Origin of the sequence: Nocardia sp. NPDC051832 (assembly GCF_040681285.1) — a bacterium.
Lineage (GTDB): Bacteria > Actinomycetota > Actinomycetes > Mycobacteriales > Mycobacteriaceae > Nocardia.
The window spans coordinates 1,403,464-1,422,741 of record NZ_JBFAYL010000001.1 but is presented as its reverse complement, the minus strand read 5'-3'; the positions used below and the strand labels follow the sequence as shown (position 1 = coordinate 1,422,741).

Here is a 19,278-nt window from a genome sequence, read left to right as displayed (position 1 = left end):
CAGGTAGGCCAACAGGTTTGGGCTCGACAACCTCCAGAAGATTGTCGCGGGCGCACTTGTCAAGTAACTATCGGAAATTAGCCTAGGCGGCCGTGTAGTCGGAATCCGCAGATTACGCCACCCTGATCCAGGCCTGGGATTTCGTGCCTGGTACCGACTTCATCGACTTCATGGACCAGCGGCGTACGGGGAGTGTGGTGATGAGGGCGCCAAGCTTCGCCAGCTGCGTAACCACTCACTCGACTGGCCAAAACCCCTGACCCACACCGGGTCGGGGGTTTCGGCGGGTCGAGTGCGCCGTAGGTGACTCGCCCTATGCAAAATGATTGGCCACGGCTTGGCGACAAGCGAGAGCCCGGCCCAGATCGATCGACGGTGCAGTATCCCGCCCGAGCGCTCGGAGCAGCTCGATGCAGAGCTCGACCGACGGCTTGCCGAAACTCCTGACGATGAGAACCTCCGGCGGTACGCGGCGTTCCGCGAAGAATGTGGTGGGCGATTGCCCTGCGAGCCGATCCGACAGGAAAAGGCCGACCAGCAAGGCCTGGCAGCGCTGTACGAGGCTGCGGAGGTTCTGCAATTCCAAGTATTGAAGGAGGGGTAGAGCTAGTCGGCGACGCCGACTAGCTCTGGTGGGATTGCAGACCTGCGCTATCTCATGAGGCTGTTGCTGCCAGGCCGCTCGGCGACTCGTCGGTATCATGCATGAGACTGCGCGGCCGTTCAGGTTCGAGTCGACCTGAGCAGGATCCTGATGCGGTAATCAACTTCCTAGCCCTTGCGGAGTAGTCCGGTGACGCCGGCGAGGAGAATCGCGGTGAAGATCCAGGCGAGGATACGTAAGCCGGGGATGCTGAGGGTGAGGGCGGTAGGGGCGGTGGAGCTGATGGTCCAATCGGCCTTCGTCACTCCGGTCGCGGCGGGGACGACGCCGGCGAGGGCATAGTTGAACGCGTTGAAGCAGGGATAGTCGGGGTATCGGGTACAGGAATCGGCGGCTGTGATCGATTTCGGTGCGGGCGTGTGGGTTTCGTCGGCGTAAGTGGTTGCGGCCCTGTTGGCGGTGACCCGGTCGGTGGGGGTGAAGTGTTCGGTGTTGCCAGCGGTGATGAGGACCCCGAGCAGCAGTGCTCCCGCGAGCCACACGGCAGCCAGGAGGGGGTAATAGCCGTGTCCGGCGACAGCCATGTACACCCAGCGCAGCAGTTTCGTCGCGTAAGGAGCGTGTTTGGTGGTTTGGTTTGCGGCGGCGAATCGGAGTCGTCGAGCGTCGGCGGGTTGTCCATTGCGGTCGTAGACCGTCGCGAGTGCGTGCCAGGGTTGGGCGGTGAACCCGTGCTCGGCTGGAGTGGACTTCAGCCACTGCGCCGCGGCACGGCGGTCGCTTCGGATCAGTCCATGAATGTCGGTGACTTGCCAACCTGTGGCGATCAGCCGCCCGGGTGGCAAAGCCTCGGATGGTGCCCGCAGATCAGTGATCGTGGCCCGGGTCAGATCTATCGACCCGTCAACGTGGGCTGGCTGCAACCTCAGCGTTGTCAAGACGCTGGACTCAAGATCCAGGGCGGCACCGTTGAGGTTGATAAGTCTGGAACCAATCAGTGATAGCTCTCCCCCAATCTTCGCGCCAATTGCGTTGACTCTCCCGGTGGCGGTGAACCCATCATCGGCGAACAGGTCGCCGGAGATCGTCGCGGCGCTGAGGTTCAAGGCGTCGTCGGCAGGATTGGTGAATGTGGCACCGGTCAGTGAGACCATGCCACCGATCTTCGCGCCAGTGGCGTGGACTTTCCCGGTGGCGGTTAACCCATCATCGGCGAACAGGTCGCCGGAGATCGTCGCGGCGCTGAGGTTCAAGGCGTCGCCGTCGGGGTTGGTGAATGTGGCACCGGTCAGTGAGACCATGCCACCGATCTTCGCGGCAACGGCACGGACTTTCCCGGTAGCGGTGAATGCGCTCTCGGCGAACAGATTGCCGGTTATCGTCGTACTGTCGAGGCACAAGGCGTCGCCGTCGGGGTTGGTGAACGTGGCGCCGGTCAGCGAGACATCCCCTCCGATCTTCGCGCCAGTGGCGGTGACTTCACCGGTAGCGGTGAACCCATTGTTGGCGAGGAGGTCGCCGGTTATCGTCGCGCCGTCCAGGCTCAAAGCGTCGCTGTCGGGGTTGGTGAACGTGGCGCCAATCAGCGAGACATCCCCTCCGATCTTCGCGCCGATGGCATTGACTTCACCGGTGGCGGTGAAGCCATTGTTGGCGACTAGGTTGTGTCTCGAAGTGAGTGTTGGGGTGGGACCGCGTAGCGGTCCCACCCCAACAGCGTGTTCGACCGAAGTTGTTGCCCGCGTTGGCATATAGGTGAGGTCTCCGGTATTCGGATTAGCGACGAAGCATAATCTGAACAGCCGGAGACCTCGTGACCAGCGTAGCGGTGGCGGGGCGAGCGGACCTGACCGATGCCCAATGGGCTCGGTTGGAGCCGCTGTTGCCCTGCGCGAAAAAGGCGGGACGCCCGCCGAAATGGACGAAACGCCAGCTCATAGACGGGATCCGATGGCGCACCCGGGCAGGGGTGCCGTGGCGTGACGTTCCCGCCGAGTACGGGTCCTGGCAAGCGGCCTATGGACTGTTCCGACGCTGGCAGCGAGCCGGATCGTGGGCGGCGATCCTGACCTCGCTGCAGGCCCAAGCCGACGCCGCCGGGGTGATCGACTGGCAAGTCAGTGTCGACTCGACAACGGCGCGGGCCCACCCCCATGCCGCCGGGGCCCGCCGCGAGAGCGAACGCCAAACCGAACCCCCGGCCGGGCCGGGTCAATACGAGCCGGCCGATCACGGGTTGGGGCGTTCCCGGGGCGGATGGACCAGCAAGCTGCACTTGTCATGCGAGCAGGGCTGTCGGGTGTTGTCGGTGCTGGTCACCGCAGGCCAGGCCGGTGACAGTCCCCAGTTCCGGGCGGTATTGGAGGCCATCTCGGTGCCGAAACTCGGTGGCGGTCGGCCGCGGGCGCGACCGGAACGAGTGCTGGCGGACAAGGCATACTCCAGTCGCGTCAATCGGGAGTGGTTGCGGTGTCACGGGATTCGGGCAACGATCCCGGTTCCTGCCGATCAGGCCGCGCACCGGCGCCGTCGAGGCAAGGCCGGTGGCCGTCCACCGGCGTTCGATCCTGTCCTCTACCGTGACCGCAACGCTGTCGAGCGGGGGATCAACCAGCTCAAACAGCATCGGGCGGTCGCGACCAGGTTCGACAAACTCGCTGTCCGCTACCAGGCCACGATCCACATCGCGGTGATCAATCAATGGCTACGACACAGTTGATGGCGGGCCACCGGCCCGCCATCAACACTTCGAGACAGAGCCTAGTTGCCGGGCTTCGGCTCGCCGCTGGGGGCGGGGGCCGGGGTGTTCGCCTGCGGCGCCGGGTTGGTGGTGCCCGGGAGCGCGGAGCCCGCGCCCTTGAGCATCGGCGAATCCAGCTTGTTCACCTTCCACTTGCCGTCCGTGTGGACCAGATCGGCGACGATCGCGACGTACTGTCGATCGGGGTTGGCCTGGGTGAAGTTGGTGCGGTAGTTGGCCAGCGTGACCAGAACCTTGGCCTGGCTGGTGTCACCGGACTGGTAGCCGCACTCGACGTTGTCGGTCCAGGACTTCACCTGGGCCTGCACCATGGCATCGTTGAGCGCCTTGCTGGCGTCGTCGAATTCCTTGAGGAACTCGCCGGTGGCGCCCTCCTTGACCTTGTTGAAGTAGGCCGGCAGGTCCTTGGAGTAGTCGTAGGTCGACACGTCGCGGCCGAAGGCGCAGGCGGTCTTGGTGGCGGAATCGATGGCCGCCAGCTCGTCGCTCTTCTTGTTCGCCTGCATGTAGAACAGGGTCACCGCGGTGGCCGCCGCGACGAGCAGGATGCCCGCGGCGAAGGCCGCGATGATCGGCACGAGGTTCGACGAGCGAGCCCCGGAGCCGGCGGTGGACTCCGCGGCCGCCGCAACGGCGGCCTTGGGCTCGTCGGCGGCCTTCTTCTCGTCGGCGGCCTTCTTCGACAGCTCCGGCTTCGCCGGCACCGCGGCGGTCTCGGCCTTGACCGTCTGCTCGGCCTCGTCCTTGTCCGTGGCCTCGATCTTCGCGGTGACCTCGGCGTCTTTATTGGTGTCGGCGTCGTCCTTGGACATCGATACAACCTGCACTTTCCCGGCGCCCGAGGGCGCCGATCGGCTAGCGGCTCACCTGGGCGAACCGTACGCGTAGCTGCGAGTATGCCCCGTCCGGTGGGAGTGCCCTCGGACGGGGTTCGCTCACCGCACCGGCGGCAACGTCCGTTCGTTCGGATCGGCGTTCGGCGGTCGCTGCGCACCGTTGTTCGGCACGTCTGGACGCGGTGCGTTGGCCGCGCCCCGGACCTGCTGGCCCGGAGGCGGGTTCACGCAGTAGTTCCACTTGGGCATGGTGTTGTCCGACACGACCTCGTTACGGATCATCGGGGTGTCGTAGTAGCAGGTCGGCTGGAGCGGGAAGACCGCGAGGATGGTGTGGAATTCACCGTCGTGGGCGGGTACGCCGAGCGCGTCCAGACCCAACGCCAGGGACGGGAACAGCGCCCGCAGCGCCGGCGTGCGCAGCTGCGCGGCCTTGGTGATCGCCACGAAGTTGGCGGCCAGGCTGGTGATCGGATCGGCGGTCTTGTCCAGCACCGCGCCCAGGCTGGCGAACTGGCCGGGCGCCTGGTCCAGGATCGCCTGCAGTTCCGCGTTCGCGTTGTTGAACTGGTTGAACAGCACGCCGGAATTCGCGGTCAGGGTCGCCAGATCGGGCTGCGCGTGCGAGGTGGTCTCGCTGATGGTGCGCAGGTTCGAGATCAGGTTGGTGGTCTGCGGCAGCAGGTTGTCCAAGCCGTAGGAGGCCAGGCTGATGCCGTTGACCAGGCCGCGCAGCTGATCCGGGCCGCCGCTGAGCGCGATATCCAGCTCCGACAGGATGACCGCGAACTTGTCCGGGTCGACCTGCGAGATCAGGGCGGTGGTGTTGTCCAGCACCGACCAGACCGGGGTCGGGGTCTTGATCTTCTCGGCGTCGAAGTCGACCACCGAGCCGTCGCGCAGATACGGACCCGAGGCTCCGGCCGGCCGGAAATCGATGTACTGCTCACCCACGCCGGACAGCGCCTGCACCGAGATCTGCGTATCCTGCGGGATCCGGAAATCGGCGTCGATCTGAGCGGTCGCGGCGATGGCCTGACCACGGTTGGTCAACTCGATGGCGGTGACCTTGCCGACCCGGTAGCCACGCAGGGTGACGTCGTTGCCCGGCTGCAGACCGCCCGAGCGGTCCAGATTGACCGTGACCGAATAGGTCTCCTGCAACGGGTTGACCCGCATGATGCTGACCAGTAGGTAGGTGGCCCCGACAATCAGCACCAGAATCAATCCGGCGTTGGACAGAAACAGCTTGCTACGCAGCACGTTTCCGACTCTGCTCATCGCTGGCCCCCCTCGACCCGGCTCTGAATCACCTGCAGCACCTGAAGGAAGCTGCCGGTGAAGTCCGACAGATCGTTCAGGTCGAACATCCGGCTGTTGGCCGGATCGGTCAGCAGGCCGACGTCGAGGTTGGTCAGGGTGGCGTAGGTGGCCAGGCCCTTGCCCTTGAAGCTGGCGTCGGCCTTGGGCCGGATGGTGTGCAGCTGGTCGAGCGCGTAGCCGAACTTGTCGCCGGTCGCGCCCAGCGCGTCCATCAGGCTGCGCAGGTTCACCAGCAGATCGCCGAGCTGGTCGCCGGTGGTGTTGGAGAAGTCCCCGAGCGCGGCGCTGGTGGTCGCCACCTTGCTGAGCAGATCCCCGAGCGCCCGGTTGTTCTCCGCGACCGCGCCGATCATCTGCGGCAGGGTGTCGGCGACCTGGCCGAGCTCGTTGTGCCGGGTCTCGATGGTGGTGGCCAGGGTGCTGAAGTTCGCCAGCACGTTGTCGATGTGCTGGGTATTGGCGTTCAGGCTGCCGACGACACCGGTCATTTCCTTGATCAGGTGCGCGAGCTGATCGCCGCGGCCGCCGACGATGGAGTCCAGCTCCGAGGTCAGCCGGCTCAGGCTGGCGATGCCGCCGCCGTTGAACAGCATGGAGACCGAGATCAGCAGCTCTTCCACGGTGGCGCCGGCCGAGGTGGCATCCAGCGGCAGCGTGTCGCCGTCCCGCAGCATCTGCGCGCCGGGTTCGGTCTTCGGCTTGGAGACCGCGACGAACACGTCGCCGAGCGGCGTGGCCTGCCGCAGTTCCGCCGTACTGCCCTTGGGCAATTCGATGTCCTTGCGGATGGTCAGGTCGACGACGGCCTGGAAGTTCTTGGTCTTGATGTTGGAGACCACGCCGACATCGGAGCCGCCGATCTTCACCTTGGCCTGGTCGGGCAGGTTCAGCGCGTTCTCGAACACCGCTTGCACGGTGTAGGTGTCGTCGCCGGGACCCGGCTTCGGCAGCGGCAATTCCTCGACGGTGAATCCGCAGCCGGAGCTGACCCCGATCGCGGCCACCCCCGCCAGCGCCACAATCGCTTTACGAGCCTTAGTCATTCGGTTCGTCATTTCGTCAGTCCGAGCAGTGCGGCGGTCAGACCGTAGTCCGGCCCGAAATCCTGCATGTTGCCGGTGCGGCAGCCGTCGGCCCGCATCTGGATGCGCTCACAGAACACGCTCACGATCTCGCCGCTGAGCGCGGTGCCGATGACGCCGTGCAGCCGGATGAAGCCCTTCTCGCGATTCACCACGCGATCCATGTTCTGCAGCAGCATCGGTGCGGTGTCGACGATCTCGGTGAGGCCGTAGGCGTTGTCGCGCAGCTGCTGGGTGACCGTGGTCAAGCCGGTGAGCGTGCCCGACAGCTTGTCCTGGTACTGCACGAACACCGAGCTGGTGTTGGCCAGGAAGTCGTTGATCTGCTCCAGCGTCGCCTGCAGACCGGGCGCCTGCTCGGCGAGCAGCCCGGTCATCTGGGTCATCCGGTTGCTGAAATCCCGCACCGACTGGTCGTTCTCGGCGAGCATGGTGGTCAGCTCGTTGAGCTTGATGATGATGTTGGAGACCGCGTCCTTGTTGTCGACGCCGACCTTCAGCGCGCCGGACAGCGCGTTGAGGGTGTCCCGCATCTTCTCGCCGTTGCCGTTCACCATCGGGTAGAGCACGCGGCCGGACAACGCGCCGATGCCCTCCTGGCCCTCCTGCGGCTTGAGCGCCGCCGCGAACTGGTCGATGGTCTTGATCATCGTGTCCAGCTCGACCGGCGTCCGGGTGCGCTGCAACGGCAGATGCTCGCCGTCCTTCAGCGTGTCCCCGCCGGTGTAGACCGGGGTCAGCTCGATATGCCGGTCGGTGACGATCGACGGCGAGATGATCGCGGCGATCGCTTCTTTCGGGATCTTGGTGTCGTTGTCGATGGACATGTGCACCTCGACGAAGGTGCCCTTGGGGACGATCTTGTCGACCTTGCCCACCTGCAGTCCGAGCACGGTGATCGGGTTGCCCTCGTACATGCCGGCGATGTTCTCGAAGTCGGCGGTGATCGTCGTGGTGGTGCCGAGCGCGTCGTTCACCGAACTCGGCACCAGCGAGCAACTGCCGATGGCCAGGGCGGTCGCGCCCAGCACGGCCGCGCGGCTGATTTTCTGCTTGTTCAACCGGGTCCTCACGTTCATCACTGGCACCCTTCGATCACGGCGGCACGGCACAGCCAGTTGTCCGGGAACAGCCACGGCAAGCCGACTTCGGCGTAGTTGCCGTTGCTGCCCCAGGCATTGGCCAGGTAGCGCACCGAGGTCGGCGCGATGGACAGCAGGCGGTCCAAGTTGTCCTTGTTCTTCTGCAGGCCCTCGGCCACGGTGTTGAGCTGGTCCAGCGTCGGCCCGAGCTGGCCGTCATTCTCGGCGCCGAGCTCTTGCAGCTGCCGGGTCAGCATGGCCACGTTGTCGAGCAGCTGGCGCAGCAGACCCTGGCGTTCCATCACCCGGTTGGCGATCGCCTCACCCTGGGTGATGATCAGCAGCACGCTGTTCCGGTTGTCGGCGAGCAGCTGAGTGACCTTGTTCAGATCCTTCAGCAGGCCGTCGACCTCGGTCTTGCGGGCGTCCATGACCTTGGCCAGCGCACCCACCGAGTCCAGCGCCTGCGCCATCAGCTCCGGGTTGCTGAGTTCCTGGTTGATCAGGTTCAGCGACTCGTTGAGCTTGCGGGTGTCGAGCGCCTCGAACTTCGGCGTGCCGATCTGCACCACGTCCGCCAGGTTGTACGGAACGTCGGTGTTGGACTTCGGGATCCGCTTGCCGGGCAGCCCGGAGCCGTCGCCGGGTTCCAGGTCGACATAGCGGGCGCCGAGCAGCGTGGCCATCTTGATGGACGCGCGGGCGTCCGGGCCCAGCTTCAGATCGCTGTTGACGTTGAGCTCCAGCAGGACGTGATCGCCCTCGATCTTCGCCCCAGCCACGGTGCCGACCGGCACGCCGGCCACGTCCACCTTGTCGCCGACGCGGATGCCGGCGGCCTGGGCGAACTCCGCCTTCACCGTCTGGTCACCGACGCCGAGCAGCCGGAACACGCTGGACACCACCAGCATCACCACGACCACCCCGGCGCCGATGAGGCCGAGCCAGAAGTAGCGGTTGTTGTCGAACCTGCGCTTGAGTTTGGTCATCATGGCCTGCACACCGCCGAGTGAGTTTTGCCGCCGAGTCCGGTTCGCTCCAGGAAGCCGCGCGGGAACAGCACCCCGTACAGCGAGATATCCAGATGGCAGAGATAGGCATTGGCGAAGGTGCCTTCGGAGGTGAAGACACCCGCGTTGGCGAGGATGGCGGGGAGGTCGATCGCCGCCTGATCCAGCTGCGCGCCGGTGTTGATCAACAGGGTCAGCGTCGCGTGCGTGGAGTTCTGCGCCGCTTGGATCTTCGGCTGCACCTTGCCGATCATGTCGACCAGCGAGCTGGTCGCGTCCGCGATCGCCACCGTCGAGCCCTGCAGCGACTGGCCCTGTTCGTACAGCCCGCCGATCAGCGACCGGGTCTGGGTCACCAGGGTCTCCAGTTCGTCACCGCGCTTGGCCAGGCCCTGCATCACGCCGGACAGGTTCACGATCACGTCGGTGAGGATGGCGTCGCGGCGCTGGAAGTCCGAGGCCAAGGCCGCGGCCTGGGTGACGAACGCGCTCAACGAGACTCCGTCGCCCTGCAATGCCTGGATGAAGGTCTCCGAGAGCCGGTTGACCTGCTCGGGCTGCAGCACCTGGAACAGCGGCTGGAAACCGTTGAGCAGCGCCGACACGTCGAACGACGGTTCGGTGCGCTCCATCGGAATGGTCGCCTTGTTCTTCAGCGGCTGCGGCGACGAAGACTGACCCGGAGCCAGCGCGACGTAGCGCTGGCCGATCAAGTTCTGGTACCGGACCAGCGCTTTGGTGTCGTCGTAGACCGTCTGGTCGGCCTGCACGATGAAGGTCACCTTGGCGTTGTTCTTGGTGTCCAGCTCGATCTTCTCGATCTTGCCGACGCGCACGCCCGCCATCCGGACGTCGTCGCCCTCGCGCAGACCGAGCACGTCGGTGAAGATCGCCGAGTAGGTCCTGGTGTCGCCGGGCACGATGCGCGCCAGGGTGTTCCAGACGACCACGGTCACCAGGATCGAGACGATCGCGAAGAGACTGAAGCCGATCAGGGGTTTTTTAATACTCACCGGCTACCGCCACCTGGAGTCACTTGCAGGGTTCCGTTCCTCATGATCGTGCTGAGCAGCAACACTTCCGACGCCGTCGGCTTGCGGCCGAGCAGCTGCGTCATCGCGTCCTCGCCCTGGTAGGCGATCGGCGCCGCGGCCGGCTTGACCTCCGGCTGTTCGGCCGGAGCGGCCGGCGCCGCGGGCTGGCCGCCGCCGAGCAGACCCGGCAGCCACGGGAACAGGCCCTCCAGGGGCGTGCCCGAGAACGGCTGGGCCGGATCCACGGCGGTCGGCGCGGGCGCGCCCTCGGTGGTCAGGCCCGGGATCATCGGCAGGCCCGGCATCGGCAGCAGCGGCGGCAGGCCGATGGACGAATCCAGCCGGCGCGGCTTCATGTTCTCCGGCACCGGCGGCAGGATCGCCTCCGCCGGCGCGGTGGCGCAACTCGGTCCGGCCAGTTCGCCGTAGCGCGGGCAGTCCGCGACGGTCCACGGCTTGTACGGGGTGAGGGTGATCCCCAGGTTCCACACCATCTGCTGCTGGGTGCCCCAGTGGAAGACGGTGTTCAGCTTGGCCGTCGAGTTGCCCAGGTTCAGGATCGCCTGGGTGACGGCCTGCGGATCCGCGGCGAGTGCGCCGAACATGTCGCTGGTCCCGGCCGTGAGCTGCTTGCCCACATCGGGATTGCGTGCGAACAGATCGTTCACCTTGTCCACGGTGGTGCTGGTGCCGGTGATCAGCTCGACCAGCTGGGCGCGGCGATCAGCGATGGTGCGCGCGGTTTCCACCGAGCTGTTCACCACGTCGAGCAGTTCCGGCGCGGACTGGTTCAGGGCGCGGAACGAGGCCGCGAAATCACCCAGCATCACACCGAGATCCGGGATGGACTCGTCCACCGAGAGCAGCCAGCGATCCAGCCGCTCGACGGTGGAGCCGGGCATCCGGCCGCTGCCGTCCAGCGCCTGCGACAGCGTGCCGAGCACGCGGCCGAACTGCACCGGGTCGATCTTGTCGAGCACCTTCTCGACCGAGGTCAGCGTGTCCTGCAGTGCGATGGTGCCCTGGCTGCGGTCCTCCTGGATGACCGCGCCCTCGGCCAGGAACTGGTCGGAGGGACCGTTGAAGACCAGCTCGACCGAGGTGACGGCGAACAGGTTGGAGGGCACCACCCGGGCGGTGACATTGGCGGGAACGCCCTTGGCCAGATCGGGTTTCATCTCGATCTGGACTTTCTGCATTTCGCCCCGGGCCGCCACGTCGACGGCCTTGACCGCGCCCACCAGCACGCCGCGGAACTTCACGTCCGCCTTGGCCGGGAGTCCGTCACCGGTGGTGGTCAGCTCCGCGACCACGTTCACCTTCGGCACGAAATAGCCGCGATACCGGGCCATCAGGAAGCCCAGGATCAGTGCGAAGACGATGAGTCCCGCCACGCCCGCTACGAGCAACTGCCGCATCGTGGGCCCGCGCCCACTCGGATCAATGATCATCTCGCCCTACCCCGATATCCGGATTCCAGCGTCGGTACCCCAGATCGCCAGCGTCATGAACAGGTCCGCGAAGACGACCAGGATGATGCACATCTTGATCGCCCGGCCGGCCGCGACACCGACGCCTTCCGGGCCACCGGAGGCGAAGAAGCCGTAGTAGCACTGGATGAACGTGGTGATCGCGACGAAGAGAATCGCTTTCGCCAACGAGTAGATCACGTCGGTGGGTATCAGGAACTGATAGAAGTAGTGCGAGTACGTTCCGCTCGCGGTACCGCCGATCAGCTGCACGGTCAGCGAGCAGGAGATGTAGGCGACGGCCAGCCCCAGGCAGTACAGCGGGATGATCGCCACGATCGCGGCGAAGATCCGAGTACTCACCAGGTACGGCAGCGGCCGGATCGCGATGGATTCCAGCGCGTCGATCTCCTCGGAGATCCGCATGGCGCCCAGCTGCGCGGTGAACCGGCAGCCGGCCTGTGCGGCGAACGCCAGCGACGCCAGCAGCGGACCGAGTTCGCGAGTGGTCGCGAAGGCGGAGATGGCGCCGGTGATCGGGCTCAGACCGAGCAGGTTGAGCGAGGTATAGCCCTGGATCGCGACGGTCATACCGCCGAATCCGCTCAGGATCACCACGACGCCGATGGTGCCGCCACCGACGACGAGATTGCCGTTGCCCCAGGTGACGTCGGAGAGCAGCCGCCACACTTCCTTGGGGTAGTGCTTGAGCGCCAACGGGATCGAGCCGAGCGAGCGCAGGAAGAAGAAGACCTGGTGACCCAGGCGGGCGAGCAGGTCGACCGGGGCATTCCCGGCGCGCCTGAGTTGCTGAAGGGGCCGCAGCAGCGGCGGCACATAAGTTGAGGACACCGGCTCAGACCACCTGTGGGGGGAAGAGAACGCTATAGATCTGGGTGATGATGAGGTTCACTCCGAACAACATGATGGCGGACGAAACCACCGCCGAGTTCACCGAGTTGGCGACGCCGCCGGGGCCGCCGCGGGTGTTGAGCCCGGTGTCGCAGGCGATGATCGCCGCGAGCAGGCCGAAGATCAGCGACTTCAACAGGGCGACGAACAGGTCGATGGTGACCGCGAAGGAGGAGAAGGTGCCGATGTAGGAACCGGGAGTGCCGTTCTGGGCGAAGATGTTGAAGATGTAGCCGGTCAGGAAGCCGACGAAAACCACGAAGCCACACAGCAGAACGCTGACCAGCATGGCGGCGCCGAGCCGAGGGGCGACTAGGCGGCGCATCGGATCGACGCCCATGACCTTCATGGCGTCGATCTCTTCACGAATGGTGCGCGAGCCGAGGTCGGCGCAGATGGCCGATCCGACCGCGCCGGCGATCATGATCGAAGTGACCAGTGGCGCGCCCTGCTGGATGATGCCGAGGCCGTTGGCCGCGCCGATGAACGAGGTGGCGCCGACCTGACCTGCGACCGCGCCGACCTGGATCGAGACGATCACGCCGATCGGCACCGCTACCAACAGGGTTGGCGCCGCGGCGACATTCGCCATGAAGGCGCACTGGCGCACGAATTCGTTGAAGGGGAAGCGGCGCCGGAAGATCGCGATGAAAAGCTCCGCGACAGCGGCGATTCCCATGGTGATCTGGCGACCGAAGGTCTCCAGCGACTTCTTCGGATGGTCTTCCCAGTAACCCCTCGTCCAATCGACCGCATCACTGAACCGTGACCTCGGTGGGCTCTTGGTCGATTGCACTCGCTATCCCCTCTCGACGCCAGGTTGGACAACCCCGACGACTGTTTGCTTGACGCACCTTACTACGGAGTAGTGCAGAACACACCATGGTCATGTGATTGCAGTCATAGATTGATGTCACTGCGCGGACAAATGCCAGGGACACGCGTCCAGCATTTGGGAAGTACCCCAAAAAGCCCGAGCAAGTTCTAGAACCCGTTACAGTTCACCTGCGGCGTTACCGCCTGGTGGGGAGTATCTCCGGGCAATTACAAGGAAAACATTCATCTAAAAAAGCACTGTTTTCCAATGCCAATTGCACAATCCGATGTCGTACCCGAAATACAAAACTCGGGCCCGTTCAAACGGTTTCAATAGGGCCTCGCTATCAGCGACACCACCGCGCAGATGACGCGCCCGAGCCCGAATACTGACACGATGGGTGCGACAGATTGATATCGTGCGGGCTTCCGACGTCTGGAGGGACATGTTCAGCAAACTCGCCAAGGTGGCCAACGCCGCCTTCGCCGTAGCCCTGGGTGCGGCGCTGCTCGGGACGGGCGCTGGAGCCGCGCAAGCCGCGCCCGCCCCACCGGTCCTGGGTGGCGGCTCCGGGATCATCATCGACAATCAATTCGAATGCACTGTCACCACAGTCGGTTACGACAACGCGGGCCGGCTCGTCGGTCTCACCGCCGGTCACTGCGGCGACGCGGGTGCGCAGGTCTACGCCGAGTCCGATCGGGACGCGGGCGTGATCGGCAGATTTGTCTACTCCAACCACGATCTCGACTACGCGGTCATCCAGTTCACGCCGGGCAGCATCGTGCCGGTGAACCGGATCGGCGGCGTCACCATCACCAACATCGGTGCGCCTGCTCAGTTTCCGCAGATCGTCTGCAAGGAAGGCCGCACCACCGGCAACACCTGTGGCCTGGTCTGGGGCGACGTGTTCGACAGCAAGATCGAGACCTGGACCCAGATGTGCGTAGTGGAAGGCGATTCCGGCGCGCCGGTGGTCGTCGGTTCCACGCTGGTCGGCATGGTGAACGCCTATCTCGCGGTGGCCTGCTTCGGACCCGAGGTCGGCACCAATATGAACGTGATCATGGACGACATCAACGCCCGCGGCGGCGTCGGAGCTGGTTTCCGGCCTATCTAGGCTGATACCTCGACGATGGGCGGGCGCTCCGGCGCCCGCCCATCGTCGTTTCCGGGCAACGGATCTCAGGCTTGGGACAGCGATCGGCGCGGGGCGAGGGCCGGGCCCGCGATCGCGCACTGCGGGACACAGTCGATGCGATCCGGCTCCGGGGCCTTGCGCAGCGGCACCGGCGGTTTGCGTTCCGGACGCAGCAGCACCGCCGCGAGCAGCGCCCCGGTCACCAGTAGCCCCACGCAGATCCACATCGCGGTGGCGAAGCCGCGGTCGAACTCGGCTGGGTCGGCGAGGGATCCGGAGATGCCCGCCAGGCCGGGCAGCGCGGCCACCGCGAGCAGCTGCGCCGTCCGGGCGACGGCGTTGTTGACGCCGGAGGCCACCCCGGCCTCGCTGGCCGGTACCGCGCCCAGCACCGCGCCGGTGAGCGGCGCGACCAGGACCGCGAGCCCGAGCCCGAAGACGAGCACGCCGGGCAGCACATCGAGGAGATAGCCGGTGTCGGGACCGATGCGCAGCAACAGGATCAGGCCCGCGGCCGCCAGCAGCGGACCGAGCGTCATCGGGACGCGGGCGCCGTGCACCTGCGCCCAGCGCCCCGCCGGCGCCGACAGCACCAGCATGATCAGCGTGATCGGGACCGTCGCCACCCCCGACATCAGCGGCGAATAGCCCGCCACCAGTTGCAGTTCCAGTACCAGCAGGAAGAACACGCCGCCGAGCGCCGCGTACACCGCCAGGGTGACCAGGTTCGCCACAGTGAAGACCCGGGAGCGGAACAGCGCGGGCGGCACCAGCGGATGATCGCTGCGCAGCTCGATCACCACGAAGGCGGCGAGCAACAGCAGACCGCCGGCGATGAGCAGCGGGTTGACCTCGATCAGGCCGAAGGTGAGCGCGCCGAGCGCGAGCGCGACCACCACCGCCCCCGGAACATCCAGGCGCGCAACGGCGCTTGGGTCCCGGCTCTCGGGCACATGGCGCAGCGTCACCAGCACGACGACCAGCACCAGCGGCACATTGAGGAAGAAGATGGACCGCCAGCCCACCAGGTCGATCAGCCAGCCGCCCAGGAACGGGCCGAGCGCGCCCGCGACGCCGCCGAACCCGGACCACAATCCGATCGCGGCGCCCTGGTCCCGGTTGTCGATGGAGGAGGAGATCAGGGCCAGGCTGCCCGGGGTGAGCAGCGCGCCCGCGACGCCCTGCAGGACGCGCGCGGCGACGAGCATCTCGATGTTCACCGCCGCGCCGCACAGCACCGAGGCGAGCGCGAAACCGACGGCGCCCCAGAGGAAGACCTTGCGGCGGCCGAGCCGGTCGCCGAGCGAACCGCCGAGCAGGATGAACGCGGCCAGCGTCAGCGTGTACCCGTTCAAGGTCCACTGCAGGCCCGCCAGGCCGGAGTTCAGCTCCTCACCGATGCGCGGCAGTGCGATATTGACGACGGTCGCGTCCAGCGAGGCCACCGACGAACCGAGGATGGTGGCGAGCAGGATCCACCGGCCGGTGGCCGAGTGCAGACGGGGCAACTGCGCGAGGGTGCTCACCGGTCCACGGTAATCACCCGCACCCGTGCCAGGCTGCTACATGTCCGAGACACAGACCACGAATTTGCGTTCCTTGTAGGTGAATCCGGAGCCGGTGCCGCAGGCGGCCACCTCGGTGGTGTTCTGCTTGATGCTGACCACCTTCACGCCCTCGGCGGCGGTGGTGTCGGTGCAGTCGACGCGCTTGGGGTCCTCGCCGCCGACGTCCATGCAGTCGCCGACCACCCAGTCGATGTCCAGGCACAGGGCACCGGTCTGCACGCCGTTGCGCTTCTCGGCGTAGTAGCTGTCCCGATCGCTGACGCACTGCGAGGTGTTGGGCACCTTGCCGATGATCTTGTAATTAGAGTTCTTGCTGCCGCAGGCGACCTTCTCGATCTTCGGATCGTTGCTGGCGCCGCCGAGGCTGACGCAGTCGCCGACGGCCGCGTCGAAGTCGATGCTGCCGCCCTGGTCCGCGGTGGTCGGGCTGCCGGACTTGCTGGTGCTCGACCGGGGGCTCGAACTCGGTTTCGCGGTAGTGGTTTTCGCGGTGCTGGTCTCGACCGCGTCGATGGTGCCGTCGCCGGCCGGACGCGCCTGACCCGCGATGGTTTCCCCGCACGCGACCAGGGCGAACACGGCCACCACCGCGCCGATGCCCAGCGCGAGCCGCTCAAGTTGACCAGACACGTACAGTCCTCCCGAGCTGCCCGCCGAAATAACACGCCATGCTTACATAATCGCCGCCCGCGCGTCGACTCGTAACAAGCGCCCGGCGGCGCCGCCACGCCGGGCCGCGAGACCAGTAGAAACACGATTCTTTCAACTTTGCCCGCTAGGGTGGGGCGACCGGTGGGAAAGGGGCAGTCCGTGAAGCTGATCAGCGCGCTCGGCGTGGCGTCCGCTATGGTCGGCGGCTCATTCCTGCTGCCCGGTCCGGCCGCCACGGCCGCCGGGGTGCACTGCGCGTCCGAGAGCGGCATCGACATCACCGTCGTCGACGGGCGCACGGCCTGCCGGGCGGTCACCGACACCATCGGCCAGGCGCGCGCCGCCGGATTCGACGGTGTCGGCTACGCCAACGCGACCCTCGGCGCGATCGCGCTGGGGATCGGCGCGGCCGGCGGCGTGGGGGCAAGCGAAGGCGTGGGCGGGATACCGATCGCCATCGGGCTGGGCCCGGACGCCATCGCGCTCACCACACTCTCCGGCGAGAATCTGACCGGCGACACCTTCGGCGTCTCGATCGCGGTGAACGGATCGCGGGCTCAGGTCAGCACCGCCGAGAACACCGTGGTGTGCCTCGGGTCGGGCGCCTTCGCCTGGAACTCGGCCACCGGGGCGAGCTGCCTGGCTACGCCGTTCGGGCTGCGCGTCTAGATCACTGCCGCCATGACGTGATCTTCGTCACGAACCGGTTTGGTGTGCGGCAAAACCGTACGGACGGACGTGATTCGGCCCCATCCGGGACTCGCCGGGGTGACCGGCACCTTTACCGAATACCGGTGACGCCCAACAACTTCTGTGTCACAGGACACACCGGCCGGTCGGCCCGCATCAATCCCGGAAGGCGCTGGATTCCGGTCGCGCCCGGAAGGTAGGAAGGACGGACGGGGTCGGGTCGAGTTCTACCTATTTACTTGGAATGGATGAGGTACCTATGCATGCCGGTTCGCACAACAGGTCGCTGCCGAGATCACAATCCCGGCTCTCCCGTCGGCTCCGGCAGGGCGTCCTATTGTCTGCGGCCATCGCGGCGGCCGGCGCCCTGATCGTCGCCCCGGCTCAGGCCGAGCCGCTGATTCCCGGATTCCCCGGGCTGGGCTCCTCGGCCACCGATCCGGCCCCGAAGGTCACCTTCGCGCCGCCGAGCATCAATATCGCCGATGGCGAGACGGTGGGCGTGGCGCAGCCGATCATCATCACCTTCAAGGACCCGATCGCCGAGGGCGACCGCGCGGCCGTGGAGAAGGCCGTCAAGGTCACTTCGTCCAAGCCCGCGCCGGGCCACTTCACTTGGTGGAGCGACAAGCAGGTGCGTTTCCGGCCGAACGACTTCTGGCCGGACAACACCGACGTGACCGTGGCGGCGGGCGAGACCCACAGCGCGTTCCGGATCGGCGACGCGCTCGTCGCCACCGCCGACGACGCCACCCACACCATGACCATCACCCGCAACGGCGAGGTCGTGCAGACCATGCCGATCTCGATGGGCAAGCCCAAGCACGAGACCCCCAACGGCATCTACATCGTCGGCGAGCAGCTGCGGAAGATGACGATGGACTCCTCCACCTACGGTGTGCCGATCACCGATCCCGAGGGCTACAAGGTCGAGGTCGAGTACGCCACCCGGATCTCCAACAGCGGCATCTTCGTCCACGCCGCACCGTGGTCGGTGGCGCAGCAAGGCGTGTCGAACGCCAGCCACGGCTGCCTGAACGTGAGCACCGAGAACGGCCGCTGGTTCTTCGAGAACGCGAAGCGGGGCGACCCGGTGATCGTGCAGAACACCACCGGCGGAACCCTCAACGCGCGTGACGGTTTGGGCGACTGGAACTGACCGCGTCCTGACGCAACGCAAGGGCCACCGGCATCCGGTGGCCCTTCGTCGTTCCCGGGAACTAAACGATCAATTACTCGAATTCACTGACCGGTTTGTCTGGTCCTTGGTTCACTTGCGCGCATGCGCGGAGTGTTCAGCTCGACGCCCGATGGCGTTAACTCTTTATTTGCTGTGCGCCGCAAAGCTTCCGCGGTGCGATCCAGACCCGAGCGAGTTCTCCCGCAGCCCCGAGGTAAGGGGTGGCGCGGGCGGCCGTGGCAGGACTACGCGCTGTTCTTCGTCCTGGTAGCTCCGAACCTGGCGCTGCTCACGCTGTTCGTCTACCGGCCGCTGATCGACAACATCCGGCTCTCCTTCACCGACTTCAACATCTCCGATCAGTTCGTCACCTACATCGGCTTCGAGAACTACACCGAGTGGTTCGGCCGCGACGACTCCTGGCAGATCGTCTCCAACACCCTGATCTTCACCGTGGCCGCCGTGGTCGGCTCCATGGTGCTCGGCCTGGCGCTGGCGCTGCTGCTGGACCGGAAGCTGTTCGGCCGCAATGTGGTCCGCTCGGCGGTGTTCGCGCCGTTCGTCATCTCCGGCGCCGCCATCGGCGTCGCCTTCCAGTTCGTCTTCGATCCCAGCTTCGGGTTGATCCAGGACGTGCTGCACAAGCTGGGCGTGGACCAGGTGCCCGACTTCTACCAGGACCCAAGCTGGGCGCTGTTCATGGTGACGGTCACCTATATCTGGAAGAACCTGGGTTACGCCTTCGTCATCTATCTGGCCGCGCTGCAAGGGGTTCGGGCCGAGCTGATGGAGGCCGCCGAGATCGACGGGGCGAGCCGGTGGACGACCTTCACCAAAGTGCTGCTGCCGCAGCTGCGCCCGACGACCTTCTTCCTGTCCATCACGGTGCTGCTGAACTCGCTGCAGGTCTTCGACATCATCAACGTGATGACGCGCGGCGGGCCGCTCGGCACCAGCACCTCCACCATGGTCTACCAGGTGTATCAGGAGACGTTCGTGAACTTCCGCGCCGGCTACGGCGCCACCGTCGCCACCATCATGTTCCTGGTACTACTGCTGGTCACCCTCTTTCAGGTGCGCATCATGGATCGGGGTGAGCGGTGAAGACGACTGCCGTC

The 19,278-nt window shown here is 66.0% G+C and carries 18 protein-coding genes; 5 read left to right on the top strand and 13 right to left on the bottom strand.

Translation table 11 applies throughout. The features are described from left to right. Positions 1-313: 313 nt before the first annotated feature. Both AB0M14_RS06315 and AB0M14_RS06310 read right to left on the bottom strand, forming a co-directional pair. A complete protein-coding gene (locus tag AB0M14_RS06315; protein ID WP_364989428.1) occupies positions 314-586 on the bottom strand; it encodes a hypothetical protein in 273 nt (90 codons plus the stop codon). Between the two features lie 185 nt (positions 587-771). Beyond that, positions 772-2,313, bottom strand: coding sequence for a hypothetical protein (locus tag AB0M14_RS06310; protein WP_364989426.1), 1,542 nt, complete (start codon positions 2,311-2,313; stop codon positions 772-774). 104 nt (positions 2,314-2,417) lie between these two features. On the opposite strand from AB0M14_RS06310, the gene AB0M14_RS06305 reads away from it, so the two are divergent. Beyond that, a complete protein-coding gene (locus tag AB0M14_RS06305; RefSeq protein ID WP_364989423.1) occupies positions 2,418-3,323 on the top strand; it encodes an IS5 family transposase in 906 nt (301 codons plus the stop codon). A 41-nt stretch (positions 3,324-3,364) separates the two neighbouring features. On the opposite strand, the gene AB0M14_RS06300 is transcribed toward AB0M14_RS06305, so the two are convergent. From AB0M14_RS06300 to AB0M14_RS06260, 9 genes are all read right to left on the bottom strand, one after another. Then, complete coding sequence (locus AB0M14_RS06300) at positions 3,365-4,177, bottom strand: hypothetical protein (RefSeq protein WP_364989421.1); 813 nt, start codon at positions 4,175-4,177, stop codon at positions 3,365-3,367. 123 nt (positions 4,178-4,300) lie between these two features. Beyond that, positions 4,301-5,482, bottom strand: a complete 1,182-nt coding sequence (locus AB0M14_RS06295) for an MlaD family protein (RefSeq protein WP_364989419.1) — start codon at positions 5,480-5,482, stop codon at positions 4,301-4,303. Further along, complete coding sequence (locus AB0M14_RS06290) at positions 5,479-6,567, bottom strand: MCE family protein (protein WP_364989417.1); 1,089 nt, start codon at positions 6,565-6,567, stop codon at positions 5,479-5,481. Before AB0M14_RS06290 ends, AB0M14_RS06295 begins: the two co-directional genes overlap by 4 nt. 8 nt (positions 6,568-6,575) lie before the next feature. Further along, positions 6,576-7,685 (bottom strand): MlaD family protein, encoded by a 1,110-nt coding sequence (locus AB0M14_RS06285; RefSeq protein WP_364989414.1) that lies wholly within the window; start codon positions 7,683-7,685, stop codon positions 6,576-6,578. Then, on the bottom strand, positions 7,685-8,677 hold the full coding sequence (locus AB0M14_RS06280; protein WP_364991347.1) for an MCE family protein: 993 nt from the start codon (positions 8,675-8,677) through the stop codon (positions 7,685-7,687). The genes AB0M14_RS06285 and AB0M14_RS06280 overlap by 1 nt, the downstream gene beginning before the upstream one ends. Further along, on the bottom strand, positions 8,677-9,711 hold the full coding sequence (locus tag AB0M14_RS06275; protein ID WP_364989412.1) for an MCE family protein: 1,035 nt from the start codon (positions 9,709-9,711) through the stop codon (positions 8,677-8,679). The genes AB0M14_RS06280 and AB0M14_RS06275 overlap by 1 nt, the downstream gene beginning before the upstream one ends. After that, complete coding sequence (locus tag AB0M14_RS06270; protein ID WP_364989410.1) at positions 9,708-11,183, bottom strand: MCE family protein; 1,476 nt, start codon at positions 11,181-11,183, stop codon at positions 9,708-9,710. The genes AB0M14_RS06275 and AB0M14_RS06270 overlap by 4 nt, the downstream gene beginning before the upstream one ends. Before the next feature lie 6 nt (positions 11,184-11,189). Beyond that, the gene (locus tag AB0M14_RS06265) at positions 11,190-12,053 is read right to left on the bottom strand and encodes an ABC transporter permease (protein WP_364989407.1); all 864 of its coding nucleotides are present in this window, start codon (positions 12,051-12,053) and stop codon (positions 11,190-11,192) included. 4 nt (positions 12,054-12,057) lie between these two features. After that, positions 12,058-12,909, bottom strand: a complete 852-nt coding sequence (locus AB0M14_RS06260) for an ABC transporter permease (protein ID WP_364989405.1) — start codon at positions 12,907-12,909, stop codon at positions 12,058-12,060. A 466-nt stretch (positions 12,910-13,375) separates the two neighbouring features. On the opposite strand from AB0M14_RS06260, the gene AB0M14_RS06255 reads away from it, so the two are divergent. Further along, the gene (locus AB0M14_RS06255) at positions 13,376-14,050 is read left to right on the top strand and encodes a S1 family peptidase (protein WP_364989403.1); all 675 of its coding nucleotides are present in this window, start codon (positions 13,376-13,378) and stop codon (positions 14,048-14,050) included. Positions 14,051-14,115: 65 nt separating this feature from the next. On the opposite strand, the gene AB0M14_RS06250 is transcribed toward AB0M14_RS06255, so the two are convergent. Together AB0M14_RS06250 and AB0M14_RS06245 are read right to left on the bottom strand one after the other, a co-directional pair. Beyond that, a complete protein-coding gene (locus AB0M14_RS06250; RefSeq protein WP_364989400.1) occupies positions 14,116-15,597 on the bottom strand; it encodes an MFS transporter in 1,482 nt (493 codons plus the stop codon). Between the two features lie 36 nt (positions 15,598-15,633). Further along, on the bottom strand, positions 15,634-16,269 hold the full coding sequence (locus AB0M14_RS06245) for a hypothetical protein (protein ID WP_364989398.1): 636 nt from the start codon (positions 16,267-16,269) through the stop codon (positions 15,634-15,636). 180 nt (positions 16,270-16,449) lie between these two features. On the opposite strand from AB0M14_RS06245, the gene AB0M14_RS06240 reads away from it, so the two are divergent. From AB0M14_RS06240 to AB0M14_RS06230, 3 genes are all read left to right on the top strand, one after another. Continuing rightward, entirely contained in the window at positions 16,450-16,959 is a 510-nt protein-coding gene (locus AB0M14_RS06240; protein ID WP_364989396.1) for a DUF6764 family protein, read from the top strand. Between the two features lie 265 nt (positions 16,960-17,224). Next, positions 17,225-18,139 (top strand): L,D-transpeptidase, encoded by a 915-nt coding sequence (locus AB0M14_RS06235; RefSeq protein ID WP_364989393.1) that lies wholly within the window; start codon positions 17,225-17,227, stop codon positions 18,137-18,139. A 195-nt stretch (positions 18,140-18,334) separates the two neighbouring features. Beyond that, the gene (locus tag AB0M14_RS06230; RefSeq protein ID WP_364989391.1) at positions 18,335-19,264 is read left to right on the top strand and encodes a sugar ABC transporter permease; all 930 of its coding nucleotides are present in this window, start codon (positions 18,335-18,337) and stop codon (positions 19,262-19,264) included. The last annotated feature ends 14 nt before the right edge of the window (positions 19,265-19,278 follow it).

Coding starts and splice junctions, on each gene's coding strand:
- AB0M14_RS06300 (WP_364989421.1), bottom strand. CDS start 4,177: ATGTCCAAGGACGACGCCGACACCAATAAAGACGCCGAGGTCACCGCG.
- AB0M14_RS06295 (WP_364989419.1), bottom strand. CDS start 5,482: ATGAGCAGAGTCGGAAACGTGCTGCGTAGCAAGCTGTTTCTGTCCAAC.
- AB0M14_RS06290 (WP_364989417.1), bottom strand. CDS start 6,567: ATGACTAAGGCTCGTAAAGCGATTGTGGCGCTGGCGGGGGTGGCCGCG.
- AB0M14_RS06285 (WP_364989414.1), bottom strand. CDS start 7,685: ATGAACGTGAGGACCCGGTTGAACAAGCAGAAAATCAGCCGCGCGGCC.
- AB0M14_RS06280 (WP_364991347.1), bottom strand. CDS start 8,677: ATGACCAAACTCAAGCGCAGGTTCGACAACAACCGCTACTTCTGGCTC.
- AB0M14_RS06270 (WP_364989410.1), bottom strand. CDS start 11,183: ATGATCATTGATCCGAGTGGGCGCGGGCCCACGATGCGGCAGTTGCTC.
- AB0M14_RS06255 (WP_364989403.1), top strand. CDS start 13,376: ATGTTCAGCAAACTCGCCAAGGTGGCCAACGCCGCCTTCGCCGTAGCC.
- AB0M14_RS06235 (WP_364989393.1), top strand. CDS start 17,225: ATGGATGAGGTACCTATGCATGCCGGTTCGCACAACAGGTCGCTGCCG.